This window comes from Ruegeria halocynthiae, from assembly GCF_900106805.1.
Taxonomy (GTDB): domain Bacteria; phylum Pseudomonadota; class Alphaproteobacteria; order Rhodobacterales; family Rhodobacteraceae; genus Ruegeria; species Ruegeria halocynthiae.
Window position 1 is genome coordinate 1,459,462 of sequence record NZ_FNNP01000001.1, and the last position, 16,524, is coordinate 1,475,985.

Annotated in this window: 15 protein-coding genes; 9 read left to right on the top strand and 6 right to left on the bottom strand. The window is 57.1% G+C overall.

Annotated elements, in window-relative coordinates:
- The first annotated feature begins 34 nt into the window (after positions 1 to 34).
- Positions 35 to 3,433: a bifunctional proline dehydrogenase/L-glutamate gamma-semialdehyde dehydrogenase PutA gene (gene putA, locus BLU89_RS07350; protein WP_074735652.1), complete on the top strand. Its 3,399-nt coding sequence runs from the start codon at positions 35 to 37 to the stop codon at positions 3,431 to 3,433.
- Positions 3,434 to 3,475: 42 nt separating this feature from the next.
- The gene (locus BLU89_RS07355; protein WP_074735654.1) at positions 3,476 to 4,219 is read left to right on the top strand and encodes a rhomboid family intramembrane serine protease; all 744 of its coding nucleotides are present in this window, start codon (positions 3,476 to 3,478) and stop codon (positions 4,217 to 4,219) included.
- A 7-nt stretch (positions 4,220 to 4,226) separates the two neighbouring features.
- Here BLU89_RS07355 and BLU89_RS07360 read toward each other — a convergent pair whose 3' ends face one another.
- Positions 4,227 to 5,048 (bottom strand): IclR family transcriptional regulator, encoded by an 822-nt coding sequence (locus tag BLU89_RS07360; protein WP_074735656.1) that lies wholly within the window; start codon positions 5,046 to 5,048, stop codon positions 4,227 to 4,229.
- 203 nt (positions 5,049 to 5,251) lie between these two features.
- Here BLU89_RS07360 and bhcA point away from each other — a divergent pair, with 203 nt between their 5' ends.
- The 4 genes from bhcA to bhcD all read left to right on the top strand — a co-directional run bounded on the left by bhcA (position 5,252) and on the right by bhcD (position 9,641).
- Entirely contained in the window at positions 5,252 to 6,442 is a 1,191-nt protein-coding gene (bhcA, locus tag BLU89_RS07365) for an L-aspartate--glyoxylate aminotransferase BhcA (RefSeq protein ID WP_074735658.1), read from the top strand.
- A gap of 11 nt (positions 6,443 to 6,453) precedes the next feature.
- Positions 6,454 to 7,425: a beta-hydroxyaspartate dehydratase BhcB gene (gene bhcB / locus BLU89_RS07370; RefSeq protein ID WP_074735660.1), complete on the top strand. Its 972-nt coding sequence runs from the start codon at positions 6,454 to 6,456 to the stop codon at positions 7,423 to 7,425.
- Between the two features lie 11 nt (positions 7,426 to 7,436).
- Positions 7,437 to 8,600, top strand: a complete 1,164-nt coding sequence (bhcC, locus tag BLU89_RS07375) for a 3-hydroxy-D-aspartate aldolase BhcC (protein ID WP_074735662.1) — start codon at positions 7,437 to 7,439, stop codon at positions 8,598 to 8,600.
- Between the two features lie 75 nt (positions 8,601 to 8,675).
- On the top strand, positions 8,676 to 9,641 hold the full coding sequence (gene bhcD, locus BLU89_RS07380) for an iminosuccinate reductase BhcD (RefSeq protein WP_074735664.1): 966 nt from the start codon (positions 8,676 to 8,678) through the stop codon (positions 9,639 to 9,641).
- Positions 9,642 to 9,697: 56 nt separating this feature from the next.
- On the opposite strand, the gene BLU89_RS07385 is transcribed toward bhcD, so the two are convergent.
- Both BLU89_RS07385 and BLU89_RS07390 read right to left on the bottom strand, forming a co-directional pair.
- Positions 9,698 to 10,483: an inositol monophosphatase family protein gene (locus BLU89_RS07385; RefSeq protein ID WP_074735666.1), complete on the bottom strand. Its 786-nt coding sequence runs from the start codon at positions 10,481 to 10,483 to the stop codon at positions 9,698 to 9,700.
- Between the two features lie 95 nt (positions 10,484 to 10,578).
- Positions 10,579 to 11,484, bottom strand: a complete 906-nt coding sequence (locus BLU89_RS07390) for a LysR family transcriptional regulator (protein WP_074735668.1) — start codon at positions 11,482 to 11,484, stop codon at positions 10,579 to 10,581.
- Between the two features lie 94 nt (positions 11,485 to 11,578).
- On the opposite strand from BLU89_RS07390, the gene metF reads away from it, so the two are divergent.
- Both metF and BLU89_RS07400 read left to right on the top strand, forming a co-directional pair.
- On the top strand, positions 11,579 to 12,445 hold the full coding sequence (metF, locus tag BLU89_RS07395; protein WP_074735670.1) for a methylenetetrahydrofolate reductase [NAD(P)H]: 867 nt from the start codon (positions 11,579 to 11,581) through the stop codon (positions 12,443 to 12,445).
- Between the two features lie 201 nt (positions 12,446 to 12,646).
- The gene (locus tag BLU89_RS07400) at positions 12,647 to 13,309 is read left to right on the top strand and encodes a J domain-containing protein (protein WP_074735672.1); all 663 of its coding nucleotides are present in this window, start codon (positions 12,647 to 12,649) and stop codon (positions 13,307 to 13,309) included.
- Positions 13,310 to 13,369: 60 nt separating this feature from the next.
- Here the strand turns inward: BLU89_RS07400 and BLU89_RS07405 are convergent, their stop codons facing one another.
- The gene (locus tag BLU89_RS07405; RefSeq protein WP_074735674.1) at positions 13,370 to 13,888 is read right to left on the bottom strand and encodes a YHS domain-containing (seleno)protein; all 519 of its coding nucleotides are present in this window, start codon (positions 13,886 to 13,888) and stop codon (positions 13,370 to 13,372) included.
- A gap of 243 nt (positions 13,889 to 14,131) precedes the next feature.
- On the opposite strand from BLU89_RS07405, the gene yghU reads away from it, so the two are divergent.
- Positions 14,132 to 15,007, top strand: coding sequence for a glutathione-dependent disulfide-bond oxidoreductase (gene yghU, locus BLU89_RS07410; protein WP_074735676.1), 876 nt, complete (start codon positions 14,132 to 14,134; stop codon positions 15,005 to 15,007).
- A 9-nt stretch (positions 15,008 to 15,016) separates the two neighbouring features.
- Here yghU and BLU89_RS07415 read toward each other — a convergent pair whose 3' ends face one another.
- Both BLU89_RS07415 and BLU89_RS07420 read right to left on the bottom strand, forming a co-directional pair.
- Positions 15,017 to 15,805, bottom strand: a complete 789-nt coding sequence (locus tag BLU89_RS07415) for an SseB family protein (protein WP_074735677.1) — start codon at positions 15,803 to 15,805, stop codon at positions 15,017 to 15,019.
- Positions 15,798 to 16,385: a uracil-DNA glycosylase family protein gene (locus tag BLU89_RS07420; RefSeq protein ID WP_074735679.1), complete on the bottom strand. Its 588-nt coding sequence runs from the start codon at positions 16,383 to 16,385 to the stop codon at positions 15,798 to 15,800. The genes BLU89_RS07415 and BLU89_RS07420 overlap by 8 nt, the downstream gene beginning before the upstream one ends.
- Positions 16,386 to 16,524: the final 139 nt, after the last annotated feature.

The following is a 16,524-nucleotide window of genomic DNA, read 5'->3' on the forward strand; positions in this document are numbered from 1 at the left end:
GAGGAGTATATTAGTCAAAAGCCCCGGAGTACACATGTCACACAATCTGCGCACTAAAATCGATACCCAAACCTACGTCGACCAATCCTCCGTCCTGGAGGCGCTGATCGTTCAAGCCGATCTGCCACAGGCCGACCGGACTGAGATTTGTGAAGCAGCGGCACAGCTGGTACGCGACATCCGCTCCAGCACTTCGCCCGGCATGATGGAGGTGTTTCTAGCCGAGTACGGCCTTTCCACCGACGAAGGCGTCGCACTAATGTGCTTGGCCGAGGCTCTGCTACGCGTTCCCGATGCTGACACCATCGACGCATTAATCGAGGACAAGATCGCACCATCCGACTGGGGCAAACATTTGGGCCAGTCGTCCTCGTCTCTGGTGAATGCGTCGACATGGGCACTGATGTTGACCGGGCGCGTTCTGGACGAAGACAAGCCTTCTCCCGTCGGCGCGCTACGTGGTGCGATCAAACGCTTGGGCGAACCGGTGATCCGCACTGCAGTGGGTCGCGCGATGAAAGAAATGGGGCGCCAGTTCGTTCTGGGCGAAACCATTCAATCCGCGATGAAGCGCGCCAAGGGGATGGAGGACAACGGATACACCTACTCCTACGATATGCTGGGTGAGGCCGCACGGACCGAAGCTGATGCTGCACGCTATCACTTGTCCTATTCCCGCGCCATCGCGGCTATTGCCGAGGCCTGCACTCACAAAGATATCCGTGAAAACCCCGGTATTTCGGTCAAGCTGTCAGCGCTGCACCCACGCTATGAACTGGCACAAGAACAGCGGGTCATGGAGGAGTTGGTGCCTCGTCTGCGTGCGCTGGCACTGCTGGCCAAGGCTGCTGGTATGGGTTTGAACATCGATGCCGAAGAGGCCGACAGACTGTCGCTGTCTCTGCAGATCATTGAAGAGGTCATGTCCGAGCCCGCGCTAGCAGGCTGGGACGGCTTCGGCATCGTGGTGCAAGCTTACGGCCCGCGCGCCGGGTTGGTGCTGGATACGCTATATGAGATGGCTGAACGGCATGACCGCAAACTTATGGTGCGACTGGTCAAAGGCGCTTATTGGGATACTGAGATCAAGCGCGCTCAGGTCGAGGGTGTGGACGGTTTCCCGGTCTTCACCCAAAAGGCAGCGACCGATGTGTCTTATATCGCCAATGCCCGCAAGCTAATTGGCATGACCGACCGCATCTATCCGCAGTTTGCCACCCACAACGCCCACACGGTCAGTGCGATACTTCATATGGCCGACGACCAGCCGTTCGAGTTCCAGCGACTACATGGTATGGGCGAGACGCTACATCAGATCGTGCGCGACAAGCGGAACTCACGCTGCCGAATCTACGCCCCAGTCGGCGCACATCGGGACCTGCTGGCTTATCTGGTGCGCCGCCTGCTTGAAAACGGAGCGAACTCGTCCTTCGTCAACCAGATCGTTGATGAAGATGTGGCTCCCGAAACCGTTGCGACAGATCCGTTCCTAGCCGTTCAGGCACCCAACAAACCGCTGCCGACCGGACCTGAATTGTTCGCGCCAGAGCGTCCGAATTCAAAAGGGTTCGATCTGCATCACACACCAACGCTGGACCGGATCGACATTGCGCGCGATGCGTTCCACGCCCATCACTGGAACTCCCGCCCCTTGCTGTCGGGTGACGCGCATCCCGAGGCGGATGAGCCAGTTTTCAATCCGGCGCAGCCACAGGACCACCTCGGATCAGTCGCCGCTGCCAGCCCGACCGACATCGAACTGGCACTTGCCAGCGCGTGCCCATGGGATGCCAATGCTGCGACCCGCGCTAAAATCCTGAACAACGCCGCCGATCTCTATGAGGCGAACCACGGGGAACTCTTCGCCCTGCTCGCACGTGAGGCTGGGAAATCCCTGCCCGATGCGGTTGCGGAACTGCGCGAAGCGGTAGATTTCCTGCGCTACTATGCGGCCAACATACCAGCCGCCAAGCCCGCCGGAATATTCACCTGCATCAGCCCGTGGAACTTTCCACTGGCAATTTTCACGGGACAGATATCTGCGGCCCTTGCCACAGGCAACGCCGTGCTGGCAGCCCCTGCCCCGCAAACACCGCTGATCGCGCATCGCGCCGTTCAACTGATGCACGAGGCGGGCGTTCCACGCGATGCTCTGCAATTGCTGCCTGGCGGGCCAAAAGTGGGCGCAGCGCTGACCTCAGATGAACGCGTCTCGGGCGTGGCCTTTACCGGTTCAACCGCAACTGCGCTGAAAATCCGGGCGGCGATGGCCCAAAATATGCGCCCCGGCACGCCACTGATCGCAGAAACCGGTGGTTTGAACGCCATGATCGTCGACAGCACCGCCTTGCCCGAACAAGCCGTGCAATCCATCATCGAAAGCGCGTTTCAATCGGCGGGCCAGCGGTGTTCAGCCCTACGTTGCCTCTACTTGCAAGAAGACATTGCCGAAGATGTTCTGACCATGCTGCAAGGGGCAATGGACGCCCTGCTTGTCGGCGATCCTTGGTTGATCTCAACCGATTGTGGCCCGGTGATTGATGCACAGGCCCGACAGGGTATCGCCGATCACGTGGCTAAAGCCCGCACTGAAGGGCGGGTTCTAAAGGAACTTTCCACCCCACCCGAAGGCACATTCATCGCGCCAACCCTGATCGAAATCCCAGGCATCTCGACGCTGGAGCGTGAAGTGTTCGGTCCCGTGCTGCATGTCGCCCGCTTCAAGGCACAGGAGATCGACAGGGTGATCGCCGATATCAACGCAACGGGCTACGGCCTGACCTTCGGTCTGCATACACGGATCGACGACCGGGTGCAGCATGTGACCGAAGCGATCCATGCCGGGAACATATACGTCAACCGCAACCAGATTGGTGCGATCGTCGGCTCCCAACCCTTCGGTGGCGAGGGTCTGTCAGGCACGGGCCCCAAGGCGGGTGGCCCCAACTATATGACGCGGTTCTGCGCACCGGATCGGCAGGCGTCGTCGGAAAGCTGGAACTGTGCGGCAGAGATGGGCGCGCCCGAGGGGCAGCCTGCTCCACCCCGCACTCAATCGCTGCCCGGTCCCACCGGTGAATCAAACCGATTGACCGAATATGCGCGTGCGCCACTTTTGTGCATGGGGCCAGGGCCCGAGGCAGCCAAGGCTCAGGCGGATGCGGTCAAGACGCAAGGCGGAACAGCGATCCAGTTGACCGGTGCGCTGGATCTGCACCGGCTTGAACACCTGACCGGATTCTCGGGCGTACTGTGGTGGGGTGACGACGAAACCGCCCGCCAGATCGAGCAGCACCTTTCCCGGCGCGATGGACAGATCATCCCTTTGATCCCCGGCCTCCCTGACCGTGCCCGCGTTCTGGGCGAACGTCACGTCTGCGTCGATACCACTGCCGCCGGAGGCAATGCCGCCCTTTTGGGAGGTGTGGCATAACCGGACCTTGACGCTGGGCAGTGAAAAGCCCAGCGTCGCGCCATGTTTCCGATCCGCGATCATAACCCTTCGGGGCGTACTCCGTATGTTGTCTATGCCCTGATGGCCGCGAATATCCTGATCTTCCTCAGCTACGTGGGGATGATGGAGGATACACGGCTGATCAATCGACTCTTTTTTGACTATGCCGTCATCCCAGCCCGGATCACCGACGGATATGGGTTCGAGACGCTCGTGACTTCAATGTTTCTGCATGGGGGCTGGATGCATCTGGCCGGGAACATGCTGTTTCTGTGGATTTTCGGCGACAATCTTGAAGATGAGATGGGACATGTCCTGTTTCTCATTTTCTATCTGCTGGCGGGGATTGGCGCGGGGCTGGTTCACGTCATCTCAGCACCGGGCTCAGTCGTGCCAACAGTTGGTGCATCCGGGGCTATTGCCGGGGTCATGGGCGGCTATCTTTTGCTTTTCCCGAAAGCGCGCGTCGATATCCTTTTGATCCTGATCGTCTATATCCGAATTTTCACCATCCCGGCCTTTGTCATGCTTGGGGTGTGGCTGGGCCTTCAGTTCTTCGGAAGCCTGTCCAGCAATCCGGATCAGGGTGGCGTCGCATACTGGGCCCATACCGGAGGGTTCTTTGTTGGCCTGATCCTGTGTGTCCCTCTTTGGCTCAAGCGCGGAGGCTCTGGGTTCTGGAACCGCACCCACGGCCATCCGCCGCACCCTGAACACCAATATAAGCTGTCACAATCGCGCATTCCAAAAGTGCCGCGCAAGTAGTCGTGGGTCATCCGCCCGGCGACCTGCCGCCGCTCAGGTGGGTAATCTCCTGTGCGGCGTTTCGTACCAGCGCACCCAACTCAGGCGCACGTTCACGATCGAACCGTACAGTCGGGCCAGATACTGAGATGCCTGCGCAGGGTTCACCCCGATCATTGAAGATCGCCGCGCCAATGCAGGACATGCCCTCATAACGTTCTTCATGATCGTAGGACCAGCCGCGCGCACGGGTTTCAGCCAGATCTTCCTGCAGACCTGCGTGGGGCAGATTGGTGTTCTCGGTAAAGGCAATCAGATCGGTCTGACCCAACACCTTGTTTAGACTGTCTTCGCTCAGAGCGGCCAGAATCGCCTTTCCCGTACCCGAAGCATACATCGGTGTTCGCGCACCGGGTGGAAAGAAGGCCCGGATGGGATTTTGCGTCTCAACCTGTCCGACAAAGACAACTTCTGGCCCGTCCGGTACGGCCAGATTTGCAGTCTCACCACTGTCCAGCATCAGGCGACGAAGGATCGGTCTGCCAATTTCAAGGATGTTATTGCGACGCAGGAAAGACGCTCCGGTCCGGTAGGCTTCGATGCCAACCATCCACTCTTGCCGCTCTTCGTCGAAACTAACGAACCCGTGCTTCTGCAACGTCACCAGAATGCGATGCGTGGTTGCGGTCGGTATATCGACCTCGCGCGCCAAGTCACTTAATACGACACGTTCAAGTTGCGCGACTGTCGTGAGCACACCCAGCGCCCGGTCCAGCGCCTGCATGGTTCCGGCTGAACTTTCCTTAAACAGCGATTTCGGCCGACCACGTGGCCTTTTCTGAGACTCCATTTTCTAGCTCGCCCTTCGATATAGGTGTCCGCCCTGATTCAAGTTTTTCAAATAGCCATTCTGACGAAACAAAATTGAGAAACAAAAATACAGCCTATTTCAGTATCTTATCTATTTAGTGGATAAAATGAAAATATTTTTCAAGAAAATTGCAACACACACCCGTTCCAGCGACACTTAATCCCAAAGCAGAGGATTGAGTTATGTCGAACCAAAACCCGGTCTTTATCCCAGGCCCAACCAACATTCCTGATCGCTTGCGCCTAGCCATGCAGGTTCAGACGCAAGATCACCGTGCGCCGGATTTCGTTGAAACTTTCGCACCGGTGCTAGAGGATACAAAGAAGATCTTTGGCGCAGCCGAAGGCCAGATCGTCACTTTTCCTGCCAGCGGAACAGGTGGCTGGGAGGCGGCGGTTACCAACACGCTCAGCCCCGGCGATAAGGTTCTGGTCGCGCGTTATGGCGTATTCAGTCACCGCTGGATTGATCTGTGCGAACGGCATGGGCTGGATGTGCAGGTCGTTGAATGCCCTTGGGGCACCGGAGCACCTGCTGACAGGTTCGAGGCGATCCTTTCAGCAGACAATGCACACGAGATCAAAGCCGTTCTGGTTACGCATAACGAAACCGCAACCGGAGTGCGTTCAGACATCAGTGCGGTACGTCACGCCATGAATGCAGCAACGCATCCCGCAATGATGTTTGTGGATTGTGTCAGCTCGCTGGCGTCGATGCCATTCGAGTTTGATCAATGGGGTGTCGATATCGCTGTATCGGGTTCTCAAAAAGGGTTTATGTTGGCGACCGGCATGGCGATCCTGTGCGTCAGCCCCAAGGCGTTGGCGGCGATGAAAACCGCGAACCTGCCCCGCACCTTCTTTGATTTCCGCGACATGATGGCGGCCAACGCATCCGGTGGCTTTCCCTACACACCACCGCTGCAGCTGATCTATGGTATGCGCGAAAGTCTGAAGATGTTGTTCGAGGAAGGTCTGGAAAATGTCTATGCCCGGCATACACGACTGGCTGAAGGTGTGCGCCGCGCGGTAGATGCATGGGGCTTGAAACTGGTCGCGCAATCACCTGACCTCTACTCTGAAACCGTCAGCGCGATCATTGTGCCCGAAGGATTTGACAGCAACGAACTTACCGACCACGCTTTCAACACCTATGGCGTTTCGTTCGGCATCGGTTTGGGAGAGTTGAATGGCAAAGCCTTCCGCATCGGTCATCTGGGCAGTCTGACGGATGTAATGGCCCTGTCGGGCTTGGCCACGATCGAAATGGCAATGGCTGACCTGAACTATCCCGTGGAACTGGGCAGCGGAGTTGCCGCGGCACAGGAATTCTATCGCGCTGGCTCGTCCAGCCACGCCCAAGCCGCAGCCTGAGGAGGACCCTAATGTTGGATCATATCCCAGCCGCTGACCTGACCATCGAGGATGTGCGCACAGCGCATGAAAGGATTAGGCCGCATATCCGGCGTACACCGATCATGACGTCGGACTACCTGAACGACCTGACCGGTGCGCAGCTGTTCTTCAAATGCGAAAACTTTCAAGAAGCCGGCGCGTTCAAAGTACGCGGAGCCAGCAATGCTGTTTTCGGTCTGAGCGACGAAATGGCGACCAAGGGTGTCTGCACCCATTCCAGCGGTAACCACGCGCTGTCGCTGTCCTATGCGGCGGGCCGACGCGGTATCCCCTGCAATGTGGTCATGCCACGCACCGCCCCACAGGCCAAGAAGGACGCGGTGCGCCGCTATGGTGGCACGATCACCGAATGCGAGCCTTCGACCTCTTCCCGCGAAGCGACTTTTGCCGAGGTTCAAGCCCGAACAGGGGGCGAATTTGTGCACCCTTACAACGATCCGCGCGTCATCACAGGACAGGCGACCTGTTCCGCTGAGCTGCTGGAGCAGACGGATGATCTGGATGCGGTGATCGCACCGATCGGCGGTGGTGGGATGGTCTCAGGTACATGCCTGACTGTCTCAAACCTATCGCCAGAAACCGCGATCTATGCTGCTGAACCTGAACAGGCGGACGATGCGTATCGTTCGTTCAAAGCAGGTCACATCATCGCCGATGATGCTCCGAAAACAGTGGCGGATGGGCTGTTGGTACCGCTCAAGGAAAACACTTGGCACTTTGTGTCAAATCACGTGACCGACATCTTCACCGCGTCCGAACAAGAGATAATCGACGCGATGAAGCTTACCTGGAAATATCTGCGGGTGGTGATGGAGCCTTCTTCGGCTGTCCCGCTGGCAACCATTCTCAAGAACCCCGACACGTTTCGGGGCAAACGGGTCGGTGTCATCGTGACGGGTGGCAACGTGGATCTGGACAAGCTGCCCTGGTTGAAAGGGTAAGGAGAAATAGGATGAACAAACCGATGAACATTGATCAATTCGAAGTTGGCTATGACATCCCTGCCGCTATCGGTATGGATGAAAGCGAAATTCAAACGCCCTGCCTGATCCTCGATCTGGACGCGCTGGAGCGGAACATCAAAAAGATGGGTGACTATGCCAAGGCGCACGGAATGCGTCACCGGGTGCATGGCAAGATGCACAAATCGGTAGACGTGGCCAAGTTGCAGGAAAAGCTGGGCGGCGCCGTAGGTGTTTGCTGCCAAAAAGTGTCCGAGGCCGAAGTGTTCGCCCGCGGTGGCATCAAAGACATTCTGGTGTCCAATCAGGTACGCGACCCGGCCAAGATCGACCGACTCGCGCGCCTGCCTCAGTTGGGCGCCCGCACGATCGTCTGTGTTGATGATGTCGCAAATATCGCCGATCTGTCAGCCGCTGCCCAACGCCACGGCACCGAGCTGGAAGTATTCGTTGAAATCGACTGCGGCGCCGGTCGTTGCGGAGTGACGACAACAGAAGATGTCGTCGCGATTGCGAAGGCGGTCGACGCTGCGCCGAACCTGAAGTTCACCGGCATACAGGCCTATCAGGGCGCAATGCAGCATCTTGATACCTATGAGGCCCGCAAAGAGAAGCTGGATGCTGCCATCGCGATGGTCGAAGACGCGTATGACGGTCTTAAGACCGCAGGCATCGACTGCGCGCTGGTCTCGGGTGGCGGGACGGGCTCATATTATTTTGAGGCCAAATCAGGGGTGTATAACGAACTGCAATGCGGATCATATGCTTTCATGGATGCAGACTATGGCCGCATTCTGGATAAAGATGGCAACCGGATCGATCAGGGTGAATGGGAAAATGCACTGTTCATACTGACCAGCGTTATGAGCCACGCCAAGGCAGATAAAGCCATCTGCGACGCCGGTCTCAAGGCACAATCGATGGACAGCGGCCTGCCCTTCATCTTCGGGCGCGACGATGTGGAATACCTCAAGTGTTCGGATGAGCACGGGGTCATCGGTGATCCGGAAGGTGTATTGAAAGTGAATGACAAATTGCGTCTGGTGCCAGGTCACTGTGACCCGACCTGTAATGTTCATGATTGGTATGTCGGCGTCCGCAACGGAAAAGTCGAAGCACTGTGGCCGGTCTCTGCACGCGGCAAAGCCTATTGAACGTCACAGAACGGCGGCCCGGTGCGGGCCGTCTCTTTGACGGTCGATCATCTGAACTTACGAAAGGCATAATCGATGATCATCGTTCCTGAAAAGGAAATCGGCGCCCTGCTGGGCCGCAAGGAAAGCTATGAGGCGATCGAACAGGTGTTTGCCGCGATGGCCTCTGGCAATGCCTATAACTTTCCGGTCGTGCGCGAAGCCATTGGCCATGCCGATGCGCTTTATGGTTTCAAGGGTGGGTTTGATCAGGCGGGCATGACGCTTGGCCTCAAAGCAGGTGGGTACTGGCCCAATAACCTGGAAACACATGGGTTGATCAATCATCAATCGACCGTTTTCCTGTTTGATCCGGATACAGGTCGGGTGAAAGCTGTGGTCGGAGGTAACCTGCTGACAGCACTGCGCACAGCGGCCGCCTCATCAGTTTCCATCAACTATCTGGCACGCAAAGATGCCAAGGTAATCGGCATGGTTGGCGCAGGTCATCAAGCCAAGTTCCAACTGCGCGCCGCGCTGGAGCAACGCAACTTTGAAAAGGTCATCGGCTGGAACCTGCATCCCGAGATGCTGCCCAACCTCGAAGAAGTTGCGGCTGAGGCTGGGCTGCCCTTTGAAGCTGTTGAACTGTCCGGAATGACTGAAGCCGATGTTATCATCACGATTACATCTTCGTTTGCGCCGACCCTGATGTCGGATCATGTATCAGACGGCACGCATATCGCCTGCATGGGGACTGACACAATCGGCAAGCAAGAGGTTGGTGTAGACCTGATTGCCCGAGCCAGTGTCTTTGCAGACGAAATCGCTCAGTCCATCACGCTGGGTGAATGTCAGCACGCAATCGCCAACGGATCGAAAGCCGAAGCCGATATCCGACAGGTCGGAGAGGTGATCAACAGCACACATCAAGGGCGGACATCTGATGATGAGGTCACCCTGTTCGATGGAACCGGCGTCGGATTGCAGGATTTGGCTGTCGCAAGCGCCGTGGTCGATCTTGCGGTCGAACAAGGTATCGCGATTAAGGTCGATTTCTAAACATAAACGCGCGCTCCATTCGGGCGCGCGTCAACCTTTGGGGTGTTATGGGTCGTTCAGCCTCGGATCACTTTGGCGAAGGTGTCAAAGATGGGCTCGTTGGCACAGATCACTTCACCATCCTCAAGCACGCTGCCTTTTGGGTTCAGGGGCTGAACAAAGCCACCTGCTTCTTTCACGATGATGATGCCAGCGGCCACGTCCCACGCATTCAGGCGACGCTCCCAAAATCCTTCGTACCGTCCAGCGGCCACATAGGCCATATCCAGCGCTGCAGCGCCCCAGCGACGTACGCCTGCACAAGCCGGCATCAGCCGGGCCAGGTCCTGCAGGGTCGCAGGCAGGTCCGAGCGGCCTCCAAACGGCAGGCCGGTCGAAAAGATCGACTCGATCATGCGATGACGACCAGAAACACGGATGCGCATGTCGTTCATCCATGCGCCTTCGCCTTTTTCGGCAAAGAACATCTCGTCCTTGGCGGCGTCATAGATCACACCGGCAACGATTTTACCCTTGTGTTCCAGCGCAATCGAAACTGCCCAGTGCGGCAGGCCGTGCAGGAAATTGGTGGTGCCATCCAGCGGGTCGACGATCCAGCGGCGGGTTGGGTCTTCGCCGTCAATCGCGCCGCCTTCTTCGGCCAGCCAGCCATAGGTCGGGCGCGCACCCAGCAATTCCTCTTTCAAGATGGCTTCTGCGGCGATGTCGGCCTTGGACACGAAATCACCAGCGCCCTTCATCGACACCTGCAGGTTCTCGACTTCACGAAAATCCTTGACCAAAGAACGCCCCGCTTTACGCGCGGCCTTGATCATGATGTTGAGATTTGCACTGCCAACCATTGTCCAAAGGCTCCTGTTCGGTCAAACCGCGCGTATACTGGGGCAATGCGCCCTTGCCAAGAGGAATGATGCGCATGGCTGCCCTGCATTTGCTGCTATTGTAACTGAAGCTTGCGCGCCTCGGTTCTCGCCAGTTTCACCAACTCTTGCACAAAGGGTTTTTCAAGGTCGTCAGACCGCACGGCAGCATACAGACTGCGGGTGATCCCATCTTTGGTGAGCGGTCGAGTCACATAATCCGAGTTGTACTTTACCTCGCGCACAACCCAATCCGGCAAAACCGATATACCCCGGTTGGACGCCACCAACAGAAGGATCACCGCCGTCAGTTCGACCTGACGGATCGTGGCAGGTTCAACGCGCGCCGGGATCAGCAACTGGCTGAATAAATCCAGACGTGTCCGTTCAACCGGGTAGGTGATCAGTGTCTGGCCCCGAAAGTCCTCGGCATCGATGAATGGTTTTTCGGCCAACGGATGCGACGATGCCGCAACAAAAACGGCCTGATAGTCGAACAATTCGATGAACTCGACGCCCGGCAGGTTTTCGGGGTCGGACGAAACCACCAGATCAACCTCTTCTTTTTGCAGCGCAGGCAGGGCATCGAAGGCAAGGCCGGGACGTATGTCCACATCGACGTCGGACCACGACTTACGAAACGCTTCGAGCACCGGAAACAGCCATTCAAAACAGGCGTGGCACTCGATTGCGATATGCATCCGGCCAGTGCGCCCGGCGCGGAGCGAAGAAAACTCTTCCTGCATCGCCTCGACCTGCGGCAATATCTGCTCGGCCAGCCGCAACAGGCGCAGACCGGCTGCAGACAGCTTCATCGGCTTGGATCGACGCAGGAACAATTCGACCCCGGCCTGATCTTCCAATCCTTTGATCTGATGGCTAAGTGCGGATTGCGTAATATTCAATTGATCCGCCGCACGCGCCAGACCACCACATTCATGAATGGCTTTGATCGTCCGCAAGTGGCGAAACTCGATATGCATTACCCATCCAATTCATGTTGTTGTTGAACAATATGAGTTTGTCTCACAGAGCCCCAGATGGCACAAGAGCGGAAACGACAGTTACGAGGCCACGATGACCAAGCCAGAGATTTCATTCGAGTTCTTTCCGCCCCAAACGCTGGAGGCCTCATTCCGTCTGTGGGATACGGTACAGACGCTGGCTCCGTTGAACCCGCGCTTTGTATCCGTCACCTATGGCGCGGGCGGCACCACCCGAGAGCTGACGCGCGATGCAGTTGCAACCTTGCATAAATCCTCGGGCCTACCTGTCGCCGCGCATCTGACCTGTGTCGATGCCTCTCGGCAAGAAACCCTTGAGATCGCTGATACCTTCGCGCGTGCAGGTGTTCAGGATATCGTGGCCCTGCGAGGGGATCCGCCAAAAGGTAAAGACCGCTTCGAACCCCATCCTGAAGGTTTCGCCAATTCGGTCGAACTGATATCTGCGCTGGCAGAAACCGAGATGTTCAGCATTCGTGTCGGTGCCTACCCCGACATCCACCCCGAGGCACAAAGCGCCCGCTCTGATGTTGACTGGCTGAAAGCCAAATTGGATGCAGGCGCGGACGAAGCGTTGACCCAGTTCTTTTTTGAGGCCGAAACCTTCTTTCGATTCCGCGACGCCTGCGAAAAAGCAGGGATCGATAAACCCATCGTTCCCGGAATTCTGCCAATCGAAAACTGGAAAGGCGCGCGCAATTTCGCAAAACGCTGTGGTACGCATATTCCCGATTGGGTCGAAAACGCGTTTGAAAAGGCGGTCCGTGACGACCGCGAAGACCTTCTGGCCACGGCGCTCTGCACCGAACTCTGCTCGGACTTGATCGAAGGCGGTGTGGACAAGCTGCATTTCTACACCCTCAACCGCCCCGAACTAACCCGGGATGTCTGCTTTGCATTGGGTATTACACCTCAGACAGAGCTGCAGAACGTTGCCTGAATCCAGATTTCCCGGCGGTGTCGTAATCGCCGGGGAAACGGTGAGTGACCACGCCTGCCGTCCCTAACCACCGCACAAGCGACAATCTCGACGTGAACTTAGAAACTGTTGCTGGTACTTAGCCCAATACCCTAAAAAATTTGACAAAAACGTGACTGCTGGCAATCTGACTCCAGTGTAGTTTTGACGAGTGTTTTGAGTATGGAGCCAGTGAGCAAAATAAAGGCTCGGGCCGAAGCGTTGCAGGTTCTTGGCCTGCTCCCGGGCGCGAAGGCAAACGAGATACGTGAGGCTTGGCGCAAGGTCGCCTTTCATGACCATCCCGATCATACCGGCGGCGATTACTCAGGGTTTTCACAAGCCAAAGCTGCCTATGATTTCTTGCGCCGCGAAGGAATGACCCGCACGGGATCTTCGGATACTTCCGTGCCACGTCGCCCACGCCTGAAGAAACGCATCATAGAACTGGCAGCTGAAGAGATCAAAGCCTGCCATGATCTGTTGAACCCTGGCCGTACGCTGGCAGATTTCTCTAATCCGGAGAGGTCCGGCCCAACCGATGGTGCTGACACCGCTTCAGACCATGTGCCTGATGCGATCGGATGTTTCGGACGCGATCTGACCTATTTCGTCGCCTCCCCGGTCTGCGAAGGTGCAAATCGCGTTGCATTGCCAACGTCGGTACTGGCCAGCTGCCGAAAAGCAGAGACCGAGGTCGTGACCTTTCGATCCAAGGGTTCAGGCTCGGGTGAAATTATCATTCCCGACCCGATACGAGAGCGAAAATTTCCCGGCGCCACGAGCGTGAGAATTCGCTTTAAGGCGGATCAAGAGATGCGGGACATGTTCGAATTGGCGGGGTGAGAGAACCCGCCAGCGAAAAAGCCCGGCCTCAGAGACCGGGCTTTCTTGCATCCAACAGAATCAGTTTGAGATCGGGCCATCTGACGTGAATTTCGGGATCACACTGGTCGAGGCGGCATCAGCCTCGATACCCGGCCAATTGCCTTCCGCCAGATTGATGTTGCCGGGAACGTCTTCTTCCCAAAAACCAGCAACGACATCGGTGATGTTCAGATACAGCTTGTCATCGACGATCCGCCACAGGTTCGGGTTGGCGGGAACCTTGCCGCCCTTAGATACACCATAGGCGCAGTGGCCATCATATTGTGGTGCATAATGGGCGGGATTCTCAAGGAACTTGTCGCGGTTTTCCTCGGTCGCGAAAGCCCAGGTTGCGCCATTGTATTCTGCGGTGATGTCATTGCGGCCACGAACGGGCGCGGGCTGCGATTGACCTACGGAGACCTGATTCAGGCCGCGATAGGCAACGACGTCGTACCCTGACACAGCAAACCCGGTGCCATCAACATATTGATCGCCGGCAAAAGCGGGCATGGCAAAGGCCATCGTCGCGGCAAGGGTCAGCGCAAAGCGTTTCATGTGATTTGTCCTCATGTCCTATCGGTTACTGGGCACCCGAACTGCGGGCCTGTTCAGACAATAGGTAATTTTGGGCTGGCGCGAAGGCCCGCTCGCGCCGCTGTGAAAATGAACGAGGAATTGTGAGGCGTACCGGGCGGATTGTTACAAATTTCTCGCTGCGTTCGGGGTTGGACTTTAAGTTCTGCAACATTAGCTGTGACAACAGCGGTCCATTGGCCGGTAACGCAGGAAAGGCACGAAATGAGCGAAGAATCGACCTATACCCCTCCGAAGGTTTGGACATGGGACAGCGAAAGCGGCGGCCAATTTGCCAATATCAACCGGCCCATTGCCGGTGCCACTCATGACAAAGACCTTCCAATAGGGAAGCATCCTTTGCAGCTTTATTCTCTGGCGACACCCAACGGCGTTAAGGTCACCGTTATGCTCGAAGAATTGCTGGCGCTTGGCCACACAGGTGCCGAGTACAACGCGTGGCTCGTCAATATCGGCGAAGGGGATCAGTTCAGCGCAGGCTTTGTCGGTGCCAATCCCAACTCGAAAATCCCGGCGCTGTGGGATCGTTCTGGTGAAACCCCAGTGCGTGTGTTCGAAAGCGCCTCGATCCTTTTCCACTTAGCCGAGAAATTCGGTGAGTTCCTGCCCAAAAGCGGTGCCGAGCGGACTGAGGTGATGAACTGGGTGTTCTGGCAGATGGGCAGCGCGCCATATCTGGGCGGTGGTTTTGGTCACTTCTACGCCTATGCGCCCGAAAAATGGCAATACCCGATTGACCGTTTCGCGATGGAAGCCAAACGCCAGTTGGACGTTCTGGATCGGGAATTGGCCGAAAAAACCTATATCGCGGGCGAAGACTATACGATTGCCGACATGGCGATCTGGCCGTGGTACGGGCAACTGGTTCTGGGCCGCCTGTACGATGCGGCAGAATTCCTCGATGTCGAAAGCTATAAGAACGTAATGCGATGGGCCAAAGCAATCGACGCGCGCCCGGCGGTTCAGCGTGGCCGGATGGTCAACCGTCCCTTTGGCGAACCGCATACGCAATTGCATGAACGCCACGACGCAAGCGACTTTGAAACGCGCACACAGGACAAATTGGAAGCGGCAGACTAACGCCCTTGGTTACTTCAGGATTGGGGGCCGCTCGGGATCACTACCCGGAGCGACCCTTTCAATATGGGGCTTCTGTGGCTGAGGTAAATCGAACCGAAGTCCGGCCTTGGCCAGCGCGGTGGCGGCCGGCTCGTCCGCTTCAAAGAAACCGACATCCAGTGCGCCCGCCTCAATCCCCGAAAAGGTCAGAGCCTCAGAGACAGCGCGCGCCAGCGCAGACTGCGCGTCTTCAACCGCCGAGACAAAACCCAAAAGGTGGCCCCGACCACCATCCTCGGTCTTCGTTCCAACCAGAAAGGCCGCTGAGGCGAGGCCTGCCGCCGTCGCCAGCTTGGCATCAAGCGCAGTCAGCAAATTGTCTGGCAAACCTGTGGGCGGGTGAAATTCAGCCAACCGTTGCCGCACCTCTTGCGGGCCGTGCTGCAGCGTGCTGGACAACCAGCCCAGCGCCTCGGCCGGGATCAACATCGACGACGGCGCAGTCTCGAGGTTCAGGCCCAACCCGACCCCCTGACCTGATAACATTCCGGATAAAACACGCCCTGACAGAGCGACATACGGAACTGGACACCCTGCGAATTCTGCCATTCGTTCCTCAAGATCGAAGACCAGCACGAAACGGCCATCAGCCACATCGAATAGTTCCGGGGAAATATTCTCGTCCTGGGCCTCTTCAGTGAGCATCAGAAACAACTCGCTATCGGCAAGCCGTTCAAAGAACCGCAATCGCGCCGTATCGTCTTGTGGGGCTGCCTGCATCGCGGCATGTGCAGCATCCAGGGCGGTGGTCTCAGTCATTCAGAACCTCTTGCACCCGCTGCTGCAGAACCGGCAACAGGTCAGTTTCGAACCAGGGGTTTTTCTTTAACCAAGCCGTATTGCGCCAGGACGGGTGAGGCAAGGCAAAGACCCGCGGCGCATGGTCTCGCCAACGGCTGACGGTTTCGGTGACCGGGGATTGCGCGCCAAGATGATATTTATGCGCGTGCCCCCCGACGAGAATCGTCAACGGCACATCGCCCAGCGCGTTCATCACCCTGTCATGCCAGGTGCGCCCGCATATCGGAGGCGGAGGCAGATCGGCCTTGCGTTCGTTATATCCAGGAAAACAGAATGCCATCGGCACGATCGCCACTTGGGATTGGTCGTAAAACCCCTTTTCATCCAACCCCAACCAGTCCCGAAGCCGGTCTCCCGAAGGATCGGTGAAAGGCTTTCCCGATGCATGCACCCGGGCACCGGGCGCCTGCCCCGCAATCAAAATGCGCGCGCCGGGCCGAAACCAGACCACCGGCCTCGGCTTATGCGCGGTGGCGGTCTGCGCAAATCTGTCCGTGCACAGACGGCACGCTTGGATTTCCTTGGTAAGCGACATCATAGGTCCATCGGGTTTCCGAAACTTCTATTTGAACAAGATAGGTATGGACGGCTCGTGCACAAACGAAACCTGAATTAGCAACACTTCAACGTCATATCGCCGGATGCGCATTGATCATTTGTTTCATATTTCGACATAA